Source organism: Lysinibacillus sp. DFXJR4, from assembly GCF_057196045.1.
This window is the reverse complement of the sequence record NZ_JBXUNW010000021.1, coordinates 1-22,992: the sequence shown is the minus strand read 5'-3', so window position 1 is coordinate 22,992 and position 22,992 is coordinate 1. Positions and strand designations below refer to the sequence as shown.

The following is a 22,992-nucleotide window of genomic DNA, read 5'->3' as shown; positions in this document are numbered from 1 at the left end:
TACCGCTAAGCATCGTGATTACAACATACAATCGTGAAAAAGAATTACGTAGATGTATAGAATCAATAATAAAACAAAGTTATGATGAATATGAAATTGTTATCATTGATGATCATTCAGTACCAAACTATAAAAATAACATTATTAAAGACTTCCCTAATGTAAAATATTTTTATCAGCAAGTTAACACAGGTCCAGGTCATGCTAGAAATCTTGGGATTAAAGAAGCTAAATATAATTATATTGTAATTATGGATGACGACGACGTTTTTGTGAATGATGCTTTTGAATGTATAAACAACTTTTTAGTAGAAACCGAAGAACAAGACCTTCCCGTATACAATTTTTTGAGATCTAATGCCATTTATACAAAAAAAAATAATTTTTCTATATTTACTTTTAAAGATATGGTCAATGGGCAAATCCAAGGTGATCTAACTCCAGTAATAAATAAACGCATATTTTTAAAAAAAGAACGATATATGTATCCTAATTCAAGGATTGGAGCAGAGTTATTACTTTGGTATAGGATTGCAATTGAATATGGTTATCCTATAGTTAATAAAACAATAGTAACTTTAATGGAAGATGCTAGCCAAAGACTTACTGATATAAATAGACAAATTAATAAAGCTAGTCTTTTTGCAGAATATCAGCAAGATATAATAAATAATTTTGAAAAAGATATTATTAAAACTGGGGATATAGATTATTTAATTATGAGGTATAGGGGAGCTATCACTTATTCTCTTTTGGGAGGGAATCGCAGGAATTCATGGAAATATTTTAAAACGTCCTTAAAGTATTCAAAAAAACAGATTCTCTTTATACCATTATTTATACTTCCAAAAGAAATAATAATAAAGCTTTTTTATAGATACAGACAGTAGGGAGGGAGTTAATGAAAATACTACATGTCATAACAACATTAGATAGTGGAGGCGCTGAAAAAATGTTGGTTGATATAATAAGTGAAATGCAAATTCAAGGCATTACTTGCGAGTTAGCTGTGCTAACTAAATCGAATAATTTCTTCGGCCAAGAAGTAGTGAAATTAGGCATCCCAGTTTTCTATGGTCCTACTCCTAAAGTATATTCAATTAAAAATATATTATTTTTAAAGAAGATAATTAGAAATAATAATTATGATTGTATTCATACACACTTGTTTGCATCTCAATTATTTATGCCTATAGCTCTAAAGTTGGCAAGACAATCTATTCCTTTGATTACTACTGAACACAGCACACATAATAAACGTAGAGACAGTAAAAAGCTTTATTTGATAGATTATTGGTTATATCTTCAATATGATATTATAATAGCTATCACAGGAGAGACAAAAGATAATCTGAAGAAGTTTTTACCTAATATAGGCTCAAGAATTCAAGTTATTGAAAATGGGATTGAAATAATGCAATATGCTAATGCCCTTCCTATTGAAAGAAAACAACTATCTGCAAATATAGGAGAAAATGAAAAGATTGTATTAATGGTAGCCGCAATGCGTGAACAAAAAGACCATGAAACTTTAATTCGTGCAAGTAAACTTTTGCCTTTAAATTACCGAGTTATTTTTGTAGGTGATGGTGAGCGTATGAAAGAAATACAACAATATACAGAAAAATACGGTAGGGATAATATACTTTTCTTAGGTAGAAGATCGGATGTTCCTTCTATAATGAAAGCTTCAGATGTATTTGTTCTCTCTTCTAAATGGGAAGGATTTGGTTTGGTAGTTGTAGAAGCTGCTGCTACAGGTTTACCTGTTATAGCTTCTAATGTAGATGGGCTAAATAGCGTAATTCAAACAATTGGTGGACAATTATTTGAACCATATAATGAAAAGGATCTTGCCGAAAAAATTGTAAAACAGCTTGAAACAAAAAAAGAGGCATTGAATGTTTCAAAATATACAATTCAAAACACAGTCAAAGAGTATTTATGTGTTTATAAAAATTTATTAGATAAATAATTACGTTGAATTATTTTAAATAGAAAATGTAATCTTAAAGAAGGTGATAATGTGACAATATTAGTTACTGGTGGACTTGGTTTCATAGGCAGTCATACAGTTGTTCAATTGATAGAACAAGGTGAAGAGTGTATAGTAATAGACAATTTATCAAACTCTACAATACATGTGCTAGATAGAATTGAATCTATTGTCGAAAAAAGAGTTCCTTTTGTTGAGGTTGATTTATTATGTCTTTCTAAACTTAGAGATATATTTTTAAATTACGATATATCAGCAGTAGTACATTTTGCTGGCTTAAAATCAGTTGTGGAATCTGTAAATAATCCGCTAATTTACTATCAAAATAACTTGATTAGTACTCTAAATTTAATAGAAGTGATGAAGGAATTTAATGTAAAACAACTAGTTTTTAGTTCTTCGGCAACAGTTTATGGAGACTTGCAAAAACCTCCTTTAGTTGAAAGTTATTCACTAGATGCTCCAAACCCGTATGGTCGCACAAAATTAATCCTTGAAGAAATTCTAAGGGATATAGCTAATGCAGACACAAGTTGGAAAATTGTATTTATGAGATATTTTAATCCAATTGGTGCACATGTAAGTGGTAAACTTGGGGAAATTCCCTATGATTCACCAAATAATTTAATGCCCCATATTTTGAAGACTGCTAGTGGTGAGTCAGAACGATTAAAAGTGTTTGGGGGTGATTACGATACAGTCGATGGTACCTGTGTACGTGATTTTATACATATTATGGATTTAGCGGATGGGCATGTAAAAGCTCTAGAATTTATAAAGTTGCATTCAGGTTGTGAGGCTTTCAATCTAGGTACAGGTGTTGGCTATTCAGTATTAGACCTTATTCATACTTTTGAAGAAGTAAATGATGTGAAAGTACCATATGATATTGTTCAACCGCGAAAAGGAGATATTGTTGTTAGTTATGCAGATGTTACTAAAATAAAGGAAAAACTTGGTTGGCGGGCTACCAAAAATTTAAGTGATATGTGTAGAGATGCATGGAGATGGGAATTATATAGAAAGTGCGTGAAGTCATGAAAATATTGTTTGTTGCAACAGTTTATAGACATTTAACAGCTTTTCATATACCACATATGAAATATTTTCAAAGTTTAGGTTATGAGGTATGGGCAGCCTCTGGAGAAGGTTTATATGATCGCAAGTTGCTAGAAAAGGAAAATGTACGGTGTATTGATATCTCATTTTCGAGGAGCCTGAAAAGCAAGGATAATTTAAAAGCTATAATGCAAATGAAAAAACTGCTAAAAGAGGAGAGATTTGATTATGTAGATGTACATACACCTATTGCTTCTTTTATCACTCGATTTGCAGCTAAAGATTTAATGGATATTAAAGTAGTATACACCGCTCATGGATTTCATTTCTTTAAAGGTGCACCTCTTATTAACTGGCTTTTGTATTATACTGCAGAAAAAATTGCCGCTTCATGGACTTCGCATTTAATAACTATTAATCAAGAAGATTATAATATTTCAAAAAAGTTAGGCTATCCAAAAGAAAACGTTTCATATATTCATGGTGTAGGGGTTGAGGTAAAGAAGCAAAGTATCTCTATGGAAATTCAGGAACAATTAGAGCGAGAATTTAATATTCAGAAACAACATGTTGTTATTTCATATATTGCTGAGCTAAATGATAATAAAAATCATATGTTTTTATTGAAAAATTGGCCAGCTATAAAAAAGCAGGTACCTGATGCAAAACTATTGATTATTGGAAAAGGTAGTCATGAACATATTTTGCGCAGATATGTTAAAGACAAGTTATTGGATGATATTACTTTTACGGGATATCGTCGTGATGTAGATGACATTTTAAAGGTTTCAGATATAGTAACACTTCTTTCAAAAAGGGAAGGATTACCTAAAAGTATTATGGAAGCTATGGTAAACGAACTTCCTTGTATTGTAAGTAATACAAGGGGATTAAGAGATTTGATTCATGATAAAAAAAATGGATATGTGGTAAATTTAGGAGATAACGAAAGATTAACAAAAGTATTTACCGAGCTGGTAAATAACCCCTCAAAAAGAGAAATTTTTGGTGAACAAGCAAAATCGGATATTGAAAGTTATTTATTAAAAAATGTTATGTCAGAGTACCAAAAAGTTTATAAAAGAATAAAAGATGGGGTGTAAAATTGATATTAGTTACTGGAATATCAGGTAATACAGGGACGAATGTATTAAAAAAACTATGCGAATTGGTTCCTAAAAATAAAATTGTTGGTGTAGTTCGATCATATCAATATGTAAACCTATTTGATATTCAAGTTGAATATGGAGATTTAACGGATTTAGCTTTTTTAGAATCATTATATAAAAAATACAATTTTAAGGAAATAGTCCATGTAGCTAATATTCGTTTCTCCAATGCTTTAATGGAGCTATCAGAAAAATATGGTGTAAATCGGAATATACTTATCCATACAACTGGTGTTTTTTCTAAATATCAAGAATACAGTAGTTTATATAATCTGATTGAACGTAGTGTTATAGATACTGACTTTCGAAATACATCCTATGTAATAGTTAGACCGTCAATGATTTATGGAAATGATCGTGACTATAATATGCATAAACTTATTAAATTTTTAAAAAAATCACCTATTTTCCCTCTTTTTGGTGATGGGAAATCGTTGATGCAACCAATTCATGTTGAAGATTTAGCAAACGCAATATGTGAAATTTACAAAAAGAAAGATATTGTAAATGATGATTTTAATATTACAGGCGCATCAGTTCTAGAATACCAGCAAATTGTAAAAATAATTTCTAGGAAACTAAATAAGTCTGTTATTCTAGTCAAAGTACCTATACCTCTAGCAATATTTATAGCAAAATTAGCTCGAACAATATTTAGAAAAAGCTTTATTACTGTAGAACAAATTGAAAGACTACAAGAGAATAAGGTTTATTCTCATGAGAAAGCGATCAAAGTATTTAATTTTAAACCCCGTACATTTGAACAAGGGATTTCTGAGGAAATTGAAATTTTGAGAAAAAAAGGTATTATTTAACAATGAAGAGAAGTTTAGATATTATTTTGTCTTTAATGGCTATTGTTATTCTTATAGTTCCAATGATTATTTTGGCTGTTTGGATTAAAGTTGATTCCAAAGGTCCAATTTTCTTTAAACAACAACGGGTAGGTTTAAATGGCGAATTGTTTAATATTTATAAATTTCGTTCAATGTTTACTGAAACCCCGAATTTATCCACAGAAGCGTTAGGAGATCCGAGTGTATATATTACGAAAGTTGGGAAAATTATACGTAAAACTAGCTTAGATGAGCTACCACAGCTATTCAATATCCTAAAAGGCGATATGGCTATAGTTGGACCAAGACCTGCTCTATACAATCAGTTTGAATTAATATCGATGCGTGACAAAATGAAAATTAATACTGTCAGACCAGGATTAACTGGTTACGCTCAAGTAATGGGGCGCGATTTTATTTCCGATAGAGAAAAGGTAAAGTATGATAAGTATTATGTAGAAAACATGAGTATTGCTTTTGATGTGAAAATTATCTTTATGACTTTTGGCAGTGTGTTAAAATCTGAAGGTGTGAAAATGAAATGATTAGAATACATATTGTGTAGATCTAATTATTAAAGGAGATTGAATGATGGACAATCTACCATTAGTAAGTGTTATTATACCTACGTACAATTGCGCAGCTTATATTGAAGAGGCAATTGTAAGTGCTTTGAATCAAACTTATCCTAGTAAAGAGATTATTGTAGTAGATGATGGTTCTACAGATAATACTAATATAATCTTAGAAAAATACAAGAATCATATAAAAATAATTTATCAACAAAATCAGGGAGTTTCTAAAGCAAGAAATAATGGGATATTTGCTGCACAGGGAAAATATATTGCTACATTAGATGCCGATGATAGATGGATGGATTCACGTTTAGAAAAAACAATACCAATTCTTGAAAGTAATAAATTTGATATAATGATCACCAATTTCTATCATGTTGATGAAAATAGAGACAGAATTAGGAAGGAAACAGCATTTTCAAGCGAATATCGAGAACCTCCTTTAAATCAACAGTACGAGAGATTATTAAAGGAAGCTACAGCTTTTGCATTAATGATTATTAATAGAGAAAAATTAGTTAGTATTGGTGGATATGATGAATCACTTAAAGGAGAGGCAGAAGATTATGATTTATGGCTTAGACTATTAGAAAGTGGTTGTAAATGGGGTTTTTATTCTGAACCATTAGTTGAAATGATGTTTCGTTCGGGATCGTTATCAAAAGGTTATTCTCCAGAGCGTGCTAAAGCTCTAAAACAAATATTTAGCAAACAAAAATCTAGGGTTGGTATAATTAAATCATATAGATTATATCGTTATCATCTTGGTGGATATCGTTGGGACATGATATTAGTATCTTTTAAAGAAAAAAGCTTCAAAAAAATAATTAAGCATTTGATAATAATGTTCCGTTCTCCTTTTTTTATTCCAATTATATTTTGTCGTGTGTGGAAAAAAATGTATAGCGAATTTTATTCGGGTAAAATTAGTGAATAATGAGGTGATATTATGAAAAAAATCAGAAAAGCAATTATTCCAGCTGCAGGACTTGGTACACGTTTCTTACCAGCTACAAAAGCAATGCCAAAAGAAATGCTTCCTATAGTAGATAAACCGACAATTCAATACATTGTAGAAGAGGCGATTGCATCAGGAATTGAGGATATTATTATTGTTACAGGTAGAAGCAAACGTGCAATTGAAGATCATTTTGACAATGCACTTGAGCTTGAAACGAACTTAATTGAAAAAGGGAAGCTAGAGATACTTGAAAAGGTACAGGAGTCTGCGAATGTGGAAATTCATTATATTCGTCAGAAAGAGCCACTTGGTTTAGGGCATGCTATTTGGTGTGCTCGGAAATTTATAGGAGATGAGCCTTTTGCAGTGCTACTTGGCGATGATGTTGTAAAAAGTGAAGAACCTTGTTTAAAACAATTAATGAAACAATATGAAAAAACAATTTCAAGTGTGATCGGTGTGCAAGAAGTAACAGATGAGGATGTACATCGTTATGGAATAATTGACCCTGTTAACACAAACGATCGTCTAATGCAAGTTACGCAATTTGTTGAGAAACCAGCTTTAAAGGATGCACCTTCAAATTATGCTATTATTGGGCGTTATGTGTTAACTCCTGAAATTTTCCATTTCCTAGATGAAAAGAAAAAAGGAAAAGGTGGCGAAATACAGTTAACTGATGCTATCGAATCTTTGAATGGTATTCAACGAGTATTTGCCTATGAATTTGAGGGACGACGTTATGATGTAGGTGAGCAATTAGGCTTTATCGAAACCACGATTGATTTTGCATTAGAACGTGAGGATCTAAATGAAGGTGTGAAAGAAATAATTTTGAGAAAGGCACAACAACTAATGAAATAACAAACCAACTCGAGCTTGAGTTGGTTTTCTTTTTGTGATATGTCATAATATACATATCAAAATTTACCTTAAGAAGTGAGGATTCTATGGTGTTTGCAGAAATTGTAAAAACAACATTGCTGAATTGTTCGCTAGATGATAGTGATCTTATTCAATATAAAGATCGAGTAAAAAATATCCATAACGCATTACCGCATTATCCATTAACCGGCTGGATCGAGTCACCCTTACAAAATCAAGAGGGACTACTTACCTCTATTGAACGTGTGGCAAGTGAAATAAGAGCTTGTGCGGATGTCCTGGTTGTTGTAGGCGTTGGTGGTTCCTTCTTAGGTGCGCGTGCAATTCAGGAGGCGCTGATGCCTTATTTTGGGCTGGCTAAGGGTGGCATTGAGGTTGTCTATGTTGGCTTGAATATGAGCGGTGCATATATTAAAGAGCTTCTCGCTTATTTAGATACAAAACAAGTATATGTCAATGTGATTTCGAAGTCAGGCGGTACAATGGAGCCAGCGTTGGCCTTTCGTGTAATGCGTTTATATATGGAAGAGCGTTATGGCGAGAAGGTAACGGAGCGGATTATTGTCACGACGGATGCGGAAAAAGGCATCTTAAAGGGAATCGCTGATAAGGCTGGGTATCGTCAATTTGTCATTCCTGCTGATGTGGGTGGGCGTTATTCTGTATTAACACCTGTTGGTTTATTACCTGTGGCGGTGGCAGGTGTGGATATTCGTGCTTTAATGGATGGTGCACGTTATGCGGCAACAGAGTTAGCAGAAGAGGATTTGGCGCATAATGATGCCTACAAATATGCTGTAATGAGACATATGCTTTATGAGCAGGGCTATACCATTGAATTGCTTGCTTCCTTTGAGCCTGGACTCAATAAATTCCACGAATGGTGGAAGCAGCTTTTTGGTGAAAGTGAAGGGAAGGAGCATAAGGGACTTTATCCTTCTACTGTTAATTTCTCCACTGATTTACATGCTATTGGGCAGTTTATTCAGGAGGGGAGTCGTGTTATGTTTGAGACATTGCTTCACTTCCATGAAATAGAGGGCGATTTAGCTGTACCATTCGATGCTCGCAATGAGGATGGCTTGAATTATTTGTCGACTCGTACTTTTAATGAAATTAATGCGATTTCTAAGCAAGGAACGGCCCTTGCACATGCAGAGGGGCAAGTGCCTGTTATTCAATTAGAATTACCTAAGCTAGATGCTTATCATCTTGGGTATTTGATTTACTTCTTTATGAAGGCCTGTGCAATGAGTGCTTGTTTACTAGAGGTTAATCCATTTGATCAGCCTGGTGTGGAGGCCTATAAACGTAAAATGCTAGAGTTGCTGAAAGAAGAAAAGGTGATAAGTAAATGAAGAATGTCCATGAATTATATAATGGCTGGTTAGAGCAGTCTCTTCCTAGCTATTTAGCTGAGGAGCTTGCCTTAATTGCAAGTGATGAACAAGCAGTCGAAGACCGTTTTTATCAATATGTGTCCTTTGGTACTGGTGGGATGCGTGGTGTTTTAGGCGCTGGAACGAATCGTATAAATGTTTATACGATTCGTCGTGTTGCTGAAGGGCTTGCTCGTTATATTGAATCCAATGGTGAAGCTGCTAAACAGCGTGGTGTTGTTATTGCCTTTGATACACGCCATTTTTCATATGAATTTGCCTGCGAGACTGCGAGTGTACTAGGAGCACATGGTATTCGTTCATATGTTTATAAGGAAGCAAGACCAACACCACAGCTGTCGTTTACGGTTCGGAAATTAAATGCTTATGCAGGTGTGGTCATTACAGCCAGCCATAATCCGAAGCAATATAATGGGTTTAAAGTTTATGGTGAGGATGGTGCACAGTTAACACCCCAATTTGCTGAAGCTATTATCGGCTATATGAACGGAATTGAGGATATTTTTTCTATTCAAGTGAAGGAACTCCCGTTTTTAGAACAGCAAGAGCTTGTTACTTGGCTTGGAGGTGATATGGATGATGCATACTTATCGAGTCTTTTAAGCTTAAAGGAAAATCAAGATATTGCGTTAGATATGAAACTCGTTTATACACCTTTGCACGGTGCTGGCTTGGTGCCCGTTAGTGAAGGGTTGCGGGCATTTGGTTTTCAACAGGTTCATATTGTAGAGCAGCAAGCTGTGCAGGATGGAGATTTTCCAACAGTTTCTTATCCTAACCCAGAGGAATCGAAAGCTTTTGAGTTAGCTATGAAGCTTGGTACACAGGTTGGAGCGGATCTTTTGCTGGCAACTGATCCAGATGCGGACCGTTTAGGTGTGGCTGTTAAAAATGGAGATAGTTATGAGCTGTTGACAGGCAATCAGCTTGGTGCATTATTGCTTCATTATTTATTGTCTACTAAGCAACAACTTGGAGTGCTACCAAGCAATGGCGTTATGCTAAAAACAATAGTGACATCGGAATTAGGCACTCAGATTGCCGAAAAATTTGGCGTAACGACAGTAAACACGTTAACAGGCTTTAAATATATTGCTGAGAAGATTGCAGAATATGAGCAATCTGGAGATTATTCGTATGTATTTGGCTATGAAGAAAGCTATGGCTATTTAATAGAAACTTTTGTACGTGATAAGGATGCTGTACAGGTTGCACTGAAGGTTGCAGAAATGGCTGCTTTTTATGCCAAGAAAGGGCAAACTTTATTAGATGGTCTGCAAAGCTTATATGAGCAATTTGGTACCTATCAGGAGGCACTGGTATCCCAAGTATTTGAAGGCAAAAATGGTCAGGAAGAGATGAAAGCTATCTTAAATAACCTTCGCCAGAACGCACCAGCATCTATAGGTGGGATAGCGGTTAAACGGTATGAGGATTATTTAACAGGTATTTCGACTTTAGCAGATGGCACTACTGAGAACATTACATTACCGAAAGAAAATGTGCTGAAGTATGTTTTAGACGATAACTCTTGGGTGGCTATTCGTCCATCAGGTACAGAGCCAAAATGTAAATTTTATTTTGGTGTTGTTGGACAAACAGCAGATGAGGCAAAAGATAAATTAAAGCGACTTCAGGTTGCATTTGAGGTTTAAAGAAGTCCTATAAAAAACGCCCACTTCTTTTTAATCTAAAAAAGTGGGCGTGCATTTTATTGAAGACGTTTTAATTCAGCTTCCTGTTGAATAGACCGCACTGATAATAGTTCGATAATGCGATGCTGGCTTTCTTGAATGGCCTCAAGTTTATTCACTTTTTCATTTGTTTCTAAAACAGCTTGTTTAATTTGCTGCTGTTCAATTTCTATTATTTCAAGACGATTCTCCACAGACTCAAGACGTTGATTGATTTTTTTTAGTTCGCTTAAAACTTCCTCCATTCCTATCACCTCTCTTCTATTTTAAATCTATCTATTTTTTTAATCTCTCTCTATAAAAGTAATCTCTCTAATTATAGCATAGAAAACAAGCTTACAAGTATCACCATTGCAATCATCGACAAAATATGACATGCTTAAAAGAGAGATAAAAGAACTAGGAGAATGTTGTAGTGATTAAAGAGTGGGATTACCTACGTGTGGTGGCGTGTCTGTCTATTTTACTATTACACACATCTTCATGGGTTATTATGGAGGTTGGGGTAGAGCCAGAGCAGACGATCTATCTTTTTTTAAGGATTGCGTTGTGCTATGCGACACCGACGTTTATTGTATTGTCTATTTTAATATTGGCTAATCGTTATCATGAGAATATACCGAGAAATTTTTGGTCAAGTAGGATTCAATATATTTTTATTCCCTATTTAGTATGGGCTTTTGTCGATGCATTAGTTGTTGAGACCATTTATCAAAAGGGTTTATTATGGGAAAAGTATTTTGATAATATTGTTTATGGAGAGTTTGTTGGCTGGTTTGTTGTGGTTATTATGCAGCTATATGTGATTTTTACGCTGCTAACACGTTTTAAATGGTCTATAGCATGGTTTTTACCATTAAGTGTGTTGGTTACGCTTATTCATCATACTGTGATTTTATTGCCCTATCCTATTTTTCAAGAAAATAGTATTTGGCTACGATTTTTCTTTACGGGCTGGCTTGGTTATTTTGCTGTTGCCTATGCAATGGGTATCTATTATGCACAGATTGCAGCATTAGCTCGAAAATATCGATATGCGACGATTGTATTAGTTGTGCTGGCTGCTGTCTTTTTGTATATTCGTTTACTTCTGGGTTACGTAGAGGTGCATTCAAGGCGTCTCGATTTAATACCATTTGTGATTAGTATGGTGCTATTTGTGATTGCCTGGGGGCAGTCTTTACCGTATATAAAAATTGTTAAAGTACTTAGTCAATATGCGTTTATGATTTATCTCATGCATTGGGAGGTTTTGCGTATATCAACTGGCTGGTTTGTAGAGCATTTCGATAGTACGCTAGTCCGTGTACCATTGTTGTTGCTATGGACGTTAGTTGTTTGTTTACTGTTGACCAAAATCATTTCATTACTGCCATTTAGTCAATTTATTGTGGGGAAAATAAAAAGACGTGCTACACAGTAAAAAGCAGTGATTTCTTTTAAAGTAGAAATCACTGCTTTTTTGTATCATCGCCAGTAGCTTCACCGAGATCGCCGCTAGAAGTTTTAATATCGCCGGTAACCTCAACACAATCGCTGGTAAAAGTAAAAATACCACCACTAGTTTACAAAGTAAATCATTCTGGCATTAATTTTAAATTTCGATCATTGTATGCTAGCACGACATAATCTGGATGTAGATTTTGTAAATATGGAATAATATCCTTCTCCAAGTATCGTAAATCCAAAATGGTTAGCTTTTTAAAATGGCTAGCTACATGAAATTGAATAGCATTAAAATAGGAATCTTTGATGACAACAATATGTTTATCACTGTCATAGTCTTCATTAACTATTGTCAGCTCTGCAAAGTCTCTGCTATAGGCATCTGCGTAATTTACGACTGTGTCAGGGCTCATTTTTTTTGCGCGACCATATACAGCTTGATATGGGGCCGTTACGCCTCCCTCGATTGTACCGTCATAGATTGTGAATTGTGTTGCAAACGAAGGTGATTCGTTGTAGCAAATTTGATCGTGGTTATCGACGGTCATGTATAAGATTTTATTCCAGGAGCCAGCAAACTTATTGGATAAGCAATAGACGTTGTCTTCCTTGTAGGGAATGGGCTGAATAGCTTCACCAAGTCGCTCGCTCATTGTTTTTATTAGTGCCTCGTAGCCTGTGTATGCACCGTGCATAGTCCAGTGATGATCTGTTTTAAAGAAGTACTGTTCTGCAGAGAAGTCAGTCTTCATTTCATCATAGAGACGGATATTGTCGACGCCAGCAGCCGTAACAAGCTTATGTAAGCGCTCATTATTGGCTATTCCAGCATCCTCTGGCATATAGCTAGGACTCGGCTCCCGTGAGTAAGTTGCCTTCGCTGGCAGTGAGTAAAACGTAAACGGAATTTCTTTTTCAGCTAATCCCTCACTGAGCTTTCGCAAATCATGGGCAAAGGCAGCAAGTTCCTCATCAGATTTTGCTGGGGCTGGCTTTGAAATAATCCAGCCACTAGTATCGTCTACTGCGTACTTATCGTTTAAATAGGTTTTGCCAATTACTCGCTGGAAGTGCACATAATTGCGCATCCATGTATCACGGGCAGGAAATTGATCAGAAATATAGGATTCTACCTGTTTTGACCATGCGCCAGAGAAGATTTCCTGTGAGCTAGGTGATAGATTGGCAGTTTCTAATGGACGATTTTCCATTTCTGACTGTTTACGATCCACAGTCATAGCATGTATGACAAGACCACCGAAAATGATGCAAAAAAAGGTTATTGGTAATAGATACATTTGAATTTTTCGCATGCTGTCCCACCTAGAATCTAAAGTATATAAATGGATTATGTGTTGCGTTGACTAAAAACATTGTAATAAAGAGTAACAGTGCACCATAGTAAATTGTTTGTCCAAGACGTAGGCTCCAGTCAAATGTTAGAGAACTAGTAGCTCTTTCTTCACTCCAAGTTTGATATAGTCGATAGATTGGCATTGCGAAAATAATGGCAATGACAAAATAAACTGCATAATCCTTTGTTAGTAATATCGTTTCATAATTATAAAGTGCTGCATCGGATAGTCCAAACATCGTTTTGATAAAGCTAAAAGCATATGCAAAGTCATTCGCTCTAAAGAATACCCAGCCGATCATCACAATAATAAGTATATAAATATGGCGTAGGAAACGAGGTATACGTTCTAGCCATTTTAAAAGCACCCATTTTTCAAGGCAAATTAATAGTCCATAATAAAAGCCCCATGCCATAAACGTCCAGCTGGCTCCGTGCCAAAAGCCTGTTAATGTCCAAACTATTAATAGATTTCGATAAAGCTTCCATTCATGGCTAACACGACTGCCACCAAGTGGGAAGTAAACATAATCTCTAAACCAGCTGCTGAGTGATATATGCCAACGACGCCAGAAGTCTGTTACTGATTGTGCAATATATGGATAGTTAAAGTTCTCCTCAAATTTAAAGCCAAATATCCTCGCTAACCCGATGGCCATATCACTATAGCCTGAGAAGTCAAAATAAATTTGAAGCGAGTACGCTAGAATTCCTATCCACGCAGTCCCTGTTGTTAAATCTCCGCCTGATAAACTAAAAACATGATCAGCAACCTCGCCCATTGGATTGGCAATCAATACTTTTTTAGCTAACCCTTGTACAAAACGACGGGTACCAATCATCCAGTCCTCCGCTGTGGAGAGTCGTTTTTTAATTTGCTCTGCAACTGTTTGGTAGCGTACAATCGGTCCTGCCACAAGCTGAGGAAACAATGTAATGAAGAGTGATAAGTCCAAAAAGTTACGTTGGGCTTTAACATCCTTTCGATAAACATCAATTACATAGCTAAGAGCCTGGAACGTGTAGAATGAAATACCAATTGGAAGAGGTACAGCCTGCCATTCAATTGCTTCCACTAAATAGTTGTTTATGATATCTACAAAAAAGCCGGCATATTTGTAATAGCCTAGAATAGCTAAGTTACTGAAAATTACTAACCAAAGAAGGGCTTTTCGTTTAGACTGCGAAATCGTATTTTCAATGACTATGCCCAAAATATAGTTAAGTAAAATCGAAATCATCATTAAAAGTACATATTTCGGTTCGCCCCATGCGTAAAAGAATAGGCTAGCCAATAGTAAAATCGTGTTGCGTAACATCTTTGGAGAGATGAAGTACACAATGAGCACTAATGGCAAAAAGACATATAAAAATATAAGGCTACTAAAAACCATTCCTTCAAATCCCCATCTCTTATTTATTGTAAATGCATCTACATGGTCACTGTGAAGATTGCCATATACATTGCTTATACTGCTATAAACGGTTTAAAACATTCAAAATAACTGATAATCGTGATAATCTGCAAAACTGCTAGAAAGTTCTAATATAATCAAGGAAATGCATGAATAAATTACCTACCTTATTGTAACGTAAATTCACGAATTGTTCACCAGTGGATTTTTACTAAATAATGGGTAAAAGTCGATTTTTGTCGAAATTTAGTTGGTAAAAATGACATGGGCAATATGGTATATTTTTCGCATGGCAGTAAGGTTTGTATGTTAATTTTAAGGATGGATGCTCCCCATCTATTTAAGTAAAATATGGTTATAAACCCTCTATAAATCTAACGTTACCACATATTTCATTCCAAATCTTGCCCTTTGAAATTTATTATCTTGTAATCTTATAATAGATTCGTAGTCACCAAAAGTGGCTAATTTATCTAGGAGGTTATTGCATATGAAACAAAAATATAGTAAGTGGGTTGTCGGCGCAGCATCAGCAGCCCTAGTAGCATCAGCAATCGTACCAGTAGCAAGCGCAGCAAGCTTTTCTGATATTGAATCAAGTGACCACAAGGAGGCTATCTTAGCTTTAGCAGATGCTAAAATTGTAGCTGGTTATCCAGATGGAACATTCAAGCCAAATGCAGTTGTTACTCGTGGGAACGTAACAAAATTCTTAGGGAAATGGTTAGTATCTGAAAACTATGAGATTCCTACAGATTATGCTACAGAAGCACGCTTCACTGACCTACCAACAACAGCTCCAGACAAAGAGTTATTACAATATGCAGCTCTTGTAAAAGATGCTGGCGTATTCAAAGGCTCAAATAACCAATTAATGCACACAAATAACATGAACCGTGAGCAAATGGCAGTTGTTTTAGTACGTGCTATCAAAACGGTTTATAACGTAGATCTAGTGGCAGATTATAAAGAATCTGACTTCAAATCAACAATCACTGATTTAGACAAAGCTACAGCTACAGAAAATCGTGAAGCAATCATCGCGTTAGAATATGCTGGACTTACAAACGTGAAAGCGTTCAATCCTAAAAACACATTAACACGCGGTCAATTTGCATCATTCTTACACCGTACAATTTCTAACATCGGTGAAGAAGCACCTTTAACTGTTAAAGAAGCTAAAGTTGTCGATGCAACTACATTAGAAGTTACACTTTCTGATGACAAAAAACATACAGTAACATTACCAACTCCACTTCCAGAAAATAAAGAAACAAATGTAGAGTTTGTAATTGATGGTAAAACTTATTCAGCTGTAGTTACATATGTAACTGAGTTAAAAGTAAAAACTGTTGATGCAGTCAATGCAAAAACATTAGCAGTAACATTCAACAAACCAGTTGAAACAGAAAAAGCTAAATTTGAGCTTAAAAAAGATGGCTTCAAATCTAACTTTACTTCTATTACATGGAACGAAGACAAAACTGTTGCAACAATTGAATTAACTAGCAAAATTACAAAAGGCGAATTCACAGTTAGCGTATCTGGCGTTGCTGATCAAGCAGTAACTGGCACTGTGAAAACGGAAGATGAAAAAGTTGCTGGTATTGAAATTCTTGGTGAAGTAGCACCATCTACAAGCAACACAACAGCTACAGTTGGCTTCCAAGTAAAAAACCAATATGGTGAAGATATTACAAAGCTTAATGCTTCTGCTTTAACATTAACTGCTGCAGGCGCTGATTCAGCTGTTGCAAATGCAGATGGCTCTATCACAATTACAAAAGCTGCTGGACTTAAAGAAGGCGATAAAGTAGTTGTGACTGCTATCCACGGTCAAACTGCAACAACAACTACTAAAACTGTAACAGTTTCTGCTAAAACTGTAGCATCTGATATTACTATTGGCGCTCTTTATAATAAAGATGGCAAAGCATTCAGTGAAGATGTTAATTTAGCAAAAGATAAATTCTATCTTCCTGTTACTGTAAAGGATCAATATGGTAAAGAAATTACTGATCTTAACCGTTTAAATGGAGCAAATTCTGAGGTTCTTGTAACAAACACAAACCAAGCTGTTGCAACATTCGGTGCGTTTGAAAAACAAACTATCGACGGAAAAGATGTAATCGTATTACCTGTTACAAACATCGTAGCAGCAGGTGACACAAACGTAATCGTGATTGCTAAAGCAACTGGTAAAAACGGTCAAACTGCAGTGAAGGTAGCTGAGGGTGTACGTGCTGATTCAGTTACATTAGGAGCGCCAACAAAAGTTGTCACTGCTGGAGCAGATATTTTATTCCCATTATCTGTATTAGATAAACAAGGCAATGCTATTAAAGAAGCTACTGCATTAAACGGCACTAAAGGTATCACAATTACTGGCGGTACTTTATTTGAAAAAGACGGTGAGCTTTATGCAAAAGTAGCAGGCGCTGGCGTAGTAGAAAACACACCTGTAACAGTTGTTGTTACTTCTTCAACTGGTAAAGTGGCTACACAAACAGTTATTCCTAAAGCTGCAACTGCACCTAAAGTAATTACTGGCTTAGATAGCAAAGTAAGCACATCTATCCGAGAACTTACAGGTGCTAAAGTTGACATCTCAGCAAAAGACATCGTAGTGGAGGATCAATTTGGTCAAGTAATTTCTACAGACGAACTTCTTGCAAAACTTGCAACTGCAGACTACACAATTAAAGCATTTACAGATGCGGATGCACCATTTACTGTAACTGGTGAAATTAAAAATGCTGCTAACAACAAAATTACAGTAGAATACAAAGCAGGCGCTACGAAAACGACTGCAAACGTTACATTTAAGCTTGTAAAAATTGCAGACAACACTGCTAACGAAGCAAGCTCTTACTCAAAACAATTCTCAGTAGTAAAAGATAGCTCATTCACTTCTTATAAAGTAGAAGATATCAAACCTATCTATGTAACTGATGGTGCTATCCCAGCTGGTTATGGTAAAGATATCGTAGTAAAAGCTATAACAGCAAATGGTGGAGAAGTTACACTTTCAGCTGGCTCTGATTACACTGTAAAATCAGCAGTTCTTACAAGTGTAGCTGATGGTAATATTACGACTACTGACGCTGCGAATGTAGTGTTTGATAAAGATGCAAAAACAGCAACTGCAAAAGTAACAATTACAATCAATGCTACAGGTGAAGAAATCGTTAAAGATGTAACTTTCTCTAACGTTGCACCTAAAGTTGAAAAAGTAGCTGTTGTAGAAAACAACAAAGCTGCTAACTTTATTGCAGGTGAATCTGTGAACCTTGTAACAACTCACTCTTACAATGTAGATACAACATTCAATTTAGATGCATTCTTCGGTTTAGCGGACGTAGTTGTTACTGACCAATACGGTGTAATGGCACAAGTTGATGAGAATGGTGCTAACAAAGGTAAAGCAACATTCAACGGTGTTGCAACTGCTGCTACAACTTTAACTTTATCTAAAGTTTCTGGTGAAGTAGTATTCAGCAATAACGGTACTGATACTGCAGCCGCTACAGGTAAAGCAAACGACGTATTCAATGCTCGTGTGAACATTGGTGGTCAAAGTGCAACACCTGTAAAAGTGACAGCAAAACAGGACTTCAATAAATAAGATAGTTTTTCTAAACAGTGGAGATTCGAGTAAATCGAACACTCCACTGTTTTTTTCTGGTTAAAATACTAGAAAAGCTGGGCTATCAGTGTTGTGTTGGTATATTATGAAACTTTTGGTTTCTCTTACACGTATTATCATAGTAAAATAGATAAAACGTGTTGAGGAGTTGAACTGGTGAAGAAGCATACTTTATTTCAGGGCGCATTAATTGCTGCTCTAACAACAAGTGCTATTGTGGTACCGACTGCACAGGCAGCAGAAAAATTTACGGATGTTGATTATACACAGGAATATGGGGCTGCTATAAAGGACTTGGCGGTGCAGGGGATTATAAAAGGATATGCGGATGGTACATTTAAACCATTTGCTGATGTTACGCGTGGACAGGCTGCGAAAATTGTGGCCAATGTATTACATTTAGATACAAAGAATGTAGAAGACCCTAAATTTACGGATGTTAAGCCGAGTGACGACTATTATGGAGCTATTGCAGCCTTGGCAAATAAAGGGGCGTTACTAGGCTTGGCTGATGGTAGCTTTGGTGTCAATCAAGCTATTACACGTGAACAATTAGCACAAATGTTAACGGCTGCTTACCAGTTAGAAAGCACTGACGTGGATAATTTACCCTTTACTGATATTGTGAAATATTCCGAAGCTTATTATGCGATAGCGCCATTGTTTGAAAATCAGATAACGAAGGGGATTACGCCAACAAAGTTTGGATTAAAGGAGACTGTAAAACGTTCACAGCTTGCAGTATTTATTCAGCGTATGGAGGCGATGCAGGCTAAACGAGTGACCCAAACGTTTACGGCAAAAGATCTTGATTCTAATTTTATTGAGGCATATGCAACAGACAATCAGTCGATAGATGGTGAGCATGAATCTTTCCGTATGTATCAAACTAATAATGAAGTGAAAATTGAGGCATTACGAGAAGGATCAGGCTATTTTATGCTAATGGGCTACAATATCGATAATGAAGAAAATTTTGAAATGATAGAGATGATGAAATATAAAGTTACTGTTAGCAAAGTAGATGGTAAGCTTCAGATGAATTGCCAGCAATCCGATGAGGTGACTCCAGGCATAGCAATGCTGTTGGAGGAGGATTTAGGCTTTGATCCAAAAAACATTCAGCTAACGACGGCTGGAGGACATGCTGTAAGTGAAAAAGTATACAGCTATCAGCCAGTGAATTTTGAGGGCTGGGAAGAAGAAATGATTCCGAAAGGTGGAAGCTATGAGCTAAAGCTGTTGCAAGCAGGTGATTATATTGCAACATTATCAGACGATAAAGGCCAATCCGTACGAGTTGGCATTCATGCCGAATCGAGCGGCTATGATATATATACAACGTCCGCAGTTGAAATAAACAGTGCATTTATTTCAATGAGTGATATTGGCTTCACAGTAAAGGATATTAAAGTAGAGCAATATACAGGAGCAAGATATGATCATCAAATCATCGATGCGGAGCTTTCACCAGGGGGTGTTACGATAAAGGGAGTAGCTAAAGAGGATTCGCTCTTCTCTATTCGTCTAACTGGTACAAAAGGTGAGAAGCTTTATGTTCATGGCATGATCTATGAAGTAAGTGGAGTCACAACGATGTATTATGAGTTTGCAACAGAAGAACAAATGAAGAATACACCCTTTTATTAAAAGGTACCACGTTGTTGAAATCCTACTATGTCAATGAAATCAAGGTGTCAAATAAAAAAAGTATAGCCCTTTTTCAAAAGGTGAGGTTTGTCTCCGTACCGACTGAGTGCTTTCCTGGGGGCGTCCGATGAGCCACTCAGTCTACACTTCAACCAACCACTACTCAAAGTATCTACTTTCGGCATTTTTGTAGTGATAAATTGATGACTTAGCCATTTCATTATTTATTATTGAATAAGTATAGTGCCTTGGTAACATTTTTCTATGCAAAAGCAGATTAGCATTTTATGTAAAGTTACGAAGTAGTTTTATGCATAAAATAGGTTGGCAGCTAAAGAATTTTACCCCTATTCTATCCATTTAATGATGATGGGTAACATGCCTTTACTTTACTTTTGAGACAAGAAAATATTTAAAGTTTTAACTATTGCTGATTGGAGTGGAAGGCTACTCGACTCCCGTGGGATTAGCGAGACAGACGAGACCCTGCACGGAGCGTCAGCGCAGGAAGCGGCTCGTCGCTCGCCCACTGGAAGCTTGGCTCTGTGCGAAAGCGAAGCGTCAGCAACAAAGCGAGTAGCCTGGAACGGAAATCACCTTCATTTTGACTTAGTATTCACGAAATTTCCATTTTGATTTTCAACACTAAAAAACCTCCCTAGCTTACAGGGAGGTTTTTGATATGTTAAAAGACAATATATTTTACATAGTCTTTCCATCCTATTTCTTTAAACTGTTGCCATTCAATTCTTTTTACTGGCATAGAACGGAAGGTACGGGCTAAGATATTACGTTTTTCATTATCAATCATCGGTGTCCCAGCTTCCATATAGCCTGTAAAAATTGTAGCATCTGCCGTTTTGAAGGCAACATCTATATCCTCAAGACGAATCTTACCGTCTTCACCAATCATATAAACACTCTGTTGGCCCTTCTTTGTGGACTTTACCCAAGTAGAATCAATTTTAAAGGCATCAAAGGCTTCATTCACAATTATGGAGGCCTGACCAACTGTAGAGAATGGAATGTTGTCTAAAACATTGTCCTGCTGCAATATGACCTCATAGCTTGAAGGCTGTGGCAGCTTTACTGATTTAGTTAATTCATTCGCCCAATGCGATTCATTATTAGTCGCTATAAGTTGTTTTTGAAGCACAATGCCAGATAAATCATCCTCATAATGTTGCAAGTCAAAATTAACAGTTTGTCCATCATTTACCTTCTGCCATTCATCCTCAGATAAATAGGCAAGCATGGATTTTTCTAATGAATAAATTTCAAATGTTACTGCACCAGCTTCTTCTATTATGTTTGAAATAACGCCGTCAACTGGACTGATAACACCTTGACGTGCCTGAATTTGGGCTATTTGAGCATCCATTAATGCTACTTGTCTAGTTGCCTCTGCAATATGACGATTTAATATCGCCACTGCAGATGAAGGCGAATTTTGCTGGCCTAATTCTAATTTAACCGTGACATTTAGCTTATCACTAATTTGATCTGTATCGATAGAGCTTTTAGGATTGCTTTGCCCACCATATTCCGATTCTATCTGTGCTAAAGCGGATTCTAGATCATTTAATTCCGTTTCATAAGCATCACGCTCAGCTTCAAGCTTTGTTAATTCATCGTCAACTTCTTCCGTTTTATAGGTAGCTAATACATCGCTGCTGCGAACTTCCTGGCCACGTGTTACATCGATCGCAGAAAGGCTTTTTGCATCGGCAGAGATGGTATATGTTTGTGCTGGAGCAACTATTGCATCCTTTTTGATTGTTTCTACACGATCACCAACGGTAGCTCTTTGGAATTCATCGATAAAATAGGAACGAGCAACCTTACTGTCATCTTTAAATACAAAATAAGCATTCACGCCGATTAGTGTCGCTAGCACAATCATACTTAAACTAGTCCAAGGTCTGGATTTAAAAAAGCGCATCATCCTAACCCCCTTGTAATCCATTCTTGTAAAGGCAATACACTAATCATTCCTACAAAAACAGCCATTAGCACATGAAGAATAATTATTTTTGCTAGCAAAACCTTACGATCTGATTCTTCTTCCCATTTAGAAAGAAAGGTATATTGCACAATTATAGTGAATAGAGTTGCTATAGTTAATTGATTAATAACAAATAATACTACATCTGTCTCTAAGACTTGCTGAACAAGAGGTGCAAGTGATAGGAAGGAGAAGGTTGTTGTATAGCCTACTAAATAGAACACAGTAAATAATATTGTTTTTTCAATTAATAACAATACCATGACATAAAGTTGTACTTTTTGTATCCATTTATATGGTATGTCAGTTAACAGATGCAACAAATATGTAACGCCATAGTAATGAAAGGCATAATAAATGATTCCCCAGGCAATAGCGCCTACCATTGAAAGTAAACGAGCAGTATAGTATTCATCCTGATGATTCATTGCAAATAATGTTGTTAAGCTTTCAGTTCCCATGCCCCAAAATTCACGAACGATGAATAGTAGCATGAAGAGTATAAAAACAGTGAAGGATCGTTTTTTATAGCCTCTTATTTCTCCTTCTTCAACGGCTTGGGTAAAGTAATTGGGATGCGTTAAGCTATGCCAAAACTTATAGTGATAAAACATATAGAGCTCCCTTTCTAGTAAATTAAATAGTAGAGATGTAGTATACACCTGATTACTGGTAAATAACATAGGATAAATGCTTATTTTCCATGGAATTTTCTCGATTAAGAGACATTTCTAATCAAATTTATAAGATGTATCATCAAAAGCTTTTTTTCTAGTAAATTCACTGGGTTGCCAAATTATGTGCAGGATCAATGCACATAATTCCATAGTGTTGAAAAACTAAATGGTCAAGGGACTCTTTGTGAATATTTAGTCAAAATGAAGGTGATTTCCGTTCCAGG

The 22,992-nt window shown here is 35.8% G+C and carries 18 protein-coding genes; 13 read left to right on the top strand and 5 right to left on the bottom strand.

Going from position 1 to position 22,992, the window contains the following annotated elements:
• Positions 1-14 precede the first annotated feature (14 nt).
• From AC2CGN_RS23155 to AC2CGN_RS23110, 10 genes are all read left to right on the top strand, one after another.
• Positions 15-890: a glycosyltransferase family 2 protein gene (locus AC2CGN_RS23155; RefSeq protein WP_484516507.1), complete on the top strand. Its 876-nt coding sequence runs from the start codon at positions 15-17 to the stop codon at positions 888-890.
• 11 nt (positions 891-901) lie between these two features.
• Positions 902-1,975, top strand: coding sequence for a glycosyltransferase (locus AC2CGN_RS23150; RefSeq protein WP_484516505.1), 1,074 nt, complete (start codon positions 902-904; stop codon positions 1,973-1,975).
• 51 nt (positions 1,976-2,026) lie between these two features.
• The gene (galE, locus tag AC2CGN_RS23145) at positions 2,027-3,037 is read left to right on the top strand and encodes a UDP-glucose 4-epimerase GalE (protein WP_484516503.1); all 1,011 of its coding nucleotides are present in this window, start codon (positions 2,027-2,029) and stop codon (positions 3,035-3,037) included.
• The gene (locus AC2CGN_RS23140; protein WP_484516501.1) at positions 3,022-4,158 is read left to right on the top strand and encodes a glycosyltransferase family 4 protein; all 1,137 of its coding nucleotides are present in this window, start codon (positions 3,022-3,024) and stop codon (positions 4,156-4,158) included. Before galE ends, AC2CGN_RS23140 begins: the two co-directional genes overlap by 16 nt.
• 2 nt (positions 4,159-4,160) lie before the next feature.
• Complete coding sequence (locus tag AC2CGN_RS23135) at positions 4,161-5,039, top strand: NAD-dependent epimerase/dehydratase family protein (protein ID WP_484516499.1); 879 nt, start codon at positions 4,161-4,163, stop codon at positions 5,037-5,039.
• 2 nt (positions 5,040-5,041) lie between these two features.
• Positions 5,042-5,605 carry a sugar transferase gene (locus tag AC2CGN_RS23130; protein ID WP_484516497.1) on the top strand — a complete coding sequence of 188 codons (564 nt, stop codon included), beginning with the start codon at positions 5,042-5,044 and terminating at the stop codon, positions 5,603-5,605.
• Positions 5,606-5,651: 46 nt separating this feature from the next.
• Positions 5,652-6,572 (top strand): glycosyltransferase family 2 protein, encoded by a 921-nt coding sequence (locus AC2CGN_RS23125; protein ID WP_484516495.1) that lies wholly within the window; start codon positions 5,652-5,654, stop codon positions 6,570-6,572.
• Between the two features lie 12 nt (positions 6,573-6,584).
• Positions 6,585-7,460: a UTP--glucose-1-phosphate uridylyltransferase GalU gene (galU, locus tag AC2CGN_RS23120; protein WP_484516493.1), complete on the top strand. Its 876-nt coding sequence runs from the start codon at positions 6,585-6,587 to the stop codon at positions 7,458-7,460.
• An 89-nt stretch (positions 7,461-7,549) separates the two neighbouring features.
• Positions 7,550-8,839: a glucose-6-phosphate isomerase gene (locus tag AC2CGN_RS23115; protein ID WP_484516491.1), complete on the top strand. Its 1,290-nt coding sequence runs from the start codon at positions 7,550-7,552 to the stop codon at positions 8,837-8,839.
• Positions 8,836-10,536, top strand: a complete 1,701-nt coding sequence (locus AC2CGN_RS23110) for a phospho-sugar mutase (RefSeq protein ID WP_484516489.1) — start codon at positions 8,836-8,838, stop codon at positions 10,534-10,536. The genes AC2CGN_RS23115 and AC2CGN_RS23110 overlap by 4 nt, the downstream gene beginning before the upstream one ends.
• A gap of 56 nt (positions 10,537-10,592) precedes the next feature.
• Here the strand turns inward: AC2CGN_RS23110 and AC2CGN_RS23105 are convergent, their stop codons facing one another.
• Complete coding sequence (locus tag AC2CGN_RS23105; RefSeq protein WP_054770203.1) at positions 10,593-10,820, bottom strand: hypothetical protein; 228 nt, start codon at positions 10,818-10,820, stop codon at positions 10,593-10,595.
• Between the two features lie 170 nt (positions 10,821-10,990).
• Between AC2CGN_RS23105 and AC2CGN_RS23100 the strand changes: the two genes are divergently transcribed.
• Positions 10,991-11,998 (top strand): acyltransferase family protein, encoded by a 1,008-nt coding sequence (locus AC2CGN_RS23100; protein ID WP_484516487.1) that lies wholly within the window; start codon positions 10,991-10,993, stop codon positions 11,996-11,998.
• 154 nt (positions 11,999-12,152) lie between these two features.
• Here AC2CGN_RS23100 and AC2CGN_RS23095 read toward each other — a convergent pair whose 3' ends face one another.
• Together AC2CGN_RS23095 and AC2CGN_RS23090 are read right to left on the bottom strand one after the other, a co-directional pair.
• Positions 12,153-13,334, bottom strand: a complete 1,182-nt coding sequence (locus AC2CGN_RS23095; RefSeq protein WP_484516485.1) for a DHHW family protein — start codon at positions 13,332-13,334, stop codon at positions 12,153-12,155.
• 10 nt (positions 13,335-13,344) lie between these two features.
• Positions 13,345-14,769: an MBOAT family O-acyltransferase gene (locus AC2CGN_RS23090; protein ID WP_484516483.1), complete on the bottom strand. Its 1,425-nt coding sequence runs from the start codon at positions 14,767-14,769 to the stop codon at positions 13,345-13,347.
• A gap of 511 nt (positions 14,770-15,280) precedes the next feature.
• Between AC2CGN_RS23090 and AC2CGN_RS23085 the strand changes: the two genes are divergently transcribed.
• The gene (locus AC2CGN_RS23085) at positions 15,281-18,415 is read left to right on the top strand and encodes an S-layer homology domain-containing protein (protein WP_484516481.1); all 3,135 of its coding nucleotides are present in this window, start codon (positions 15,281-15,283) and stop codon (positions 18,413-18,415) included.
• A 177-nt stretch (positions 18,416-18,592) separates the two neighbouring features.
• Positions 18,593-20,086 carry an S-layer homology domain-containing protein gene (locus tag AC2CGN_RS23080; protein ID WP_484516479.1) on the top strand — a complete coding sequence of 498 codons (1,494 nt, stop codon included), beginning with the start codon at positions 18,593-18,595 and terminating at the stop codon, positions 20,084-20,086.
• A 685-nt stretch (positions 20,087-20,771) separates the two neighbouring features.
• Here AC2CGN_RS23080 and AC2CGN_RS23075 read toward each other — a convergent pair.
• Together AC2CGN_RS23075 and AC2CGN_RS23070 are read right to left on the bottom strand one after the other, a co-directional pair.
• A complete protein-coding gene (locus AC2CGN_RS23075; protein WP_484516477.1) occupies positions 20,772-22,028 on the bottom strand; it encodes an efflux RND transporter periplasmic adaptor subunit in 1,257 nt (418 codons plus the stop codon).
• Positions 22,028-22,705, bottom strand: coding sequence for a hypothetical protein (locus AC2CGN_RS23070; RefSeq protein ID WP_429980317.1), 678 nt, complete (start codon positions 22,703-22,705; stop codon positions 22,028-22,030). The genes AC2CGN_RS23075 and AC2CGN_RS23070 overlap by 1 nt, the downstream gene beginning before the upstream one ends.
• Between the last annotated feature and the right edge of the window lie 287 nt (positions 22,706-22,992).

Coding starts and splice junctions, on each gene's coding strand:
- AC2CGN_RS23150 (WP_484516505.1), top strand. CDS start 902: ATGAAAATACTACATGTCATAACAACATTAGATAGTGGAGGCGCTGAA.
- AC2CGN_RS23130 (WP_484516497.1), top strand. CDS start 5,042: ATGAAGAGAAGTTTAGATATTATTTTGTCTTTAATGGCTATTGTTATT.
- AC2CGN_RS23125 (WP_484516495.1), top strand. CDS start 5,652: ATGGACAATCTACCATTAGTAAGTGTTATTATACCTACGTACAATTGC.
- galU (WP_484516493.1), top strand. CDS start 6,585: ATGAAAAAAATCAGAAAAGCAATTATTCCAGCTGCAGGACTTGGTACA.
- AC2CGN_RS23110 (WP_484516489.1), top strand. CDS start 8,836: ATGAAGAATGTCCATGAATTATATAATGGCTGGTTAGAGCAGTCTCTT.
- AC2CGN_RS23105 (WP_054770203.1), bottom strand. CDS start 10,820: ATGGAGGAAGTTTTAAGCGAACTAAAAAAAATCAATCAACGTCTTGAG.
- AC2CGN_RS23095 (WP_484516485.1), bottom strand. CDS start 13,334: ATGCGAAAAATTCAAATGTATCTATTACCAATAACCTTTTTTTGCATC.
- AC2CGN_RS23090 (WP_484516483.1), bottom strand. CDS start 14,769: ATGGTTTTTAGTAGCCTTATATTTTTATATGTCTTTTTGCCATTAGTG.
- AC2CGN_RS23085 (WP_484516481.1), top strand. CDS start 15,281: ATGAAACAAAAATATAGTAAGTGGGTTGTCGGCGCAGCATCAGCAGCC.
- AC2CGN_RS23075 (WP_484516477.1), bottom strand. CDS start 22,028: ATGCGCTTTTTTAAATCCAGACCTTGGACTAGTTTAAGTATGATTGTG.
- AC2CGN_RS23070 (WP_429980317.1), bottom strand. CDS start 22,705: ATGTTTTATCACTATAAGTTTTGGCATAGCTTAACGCATCCCAATTAC.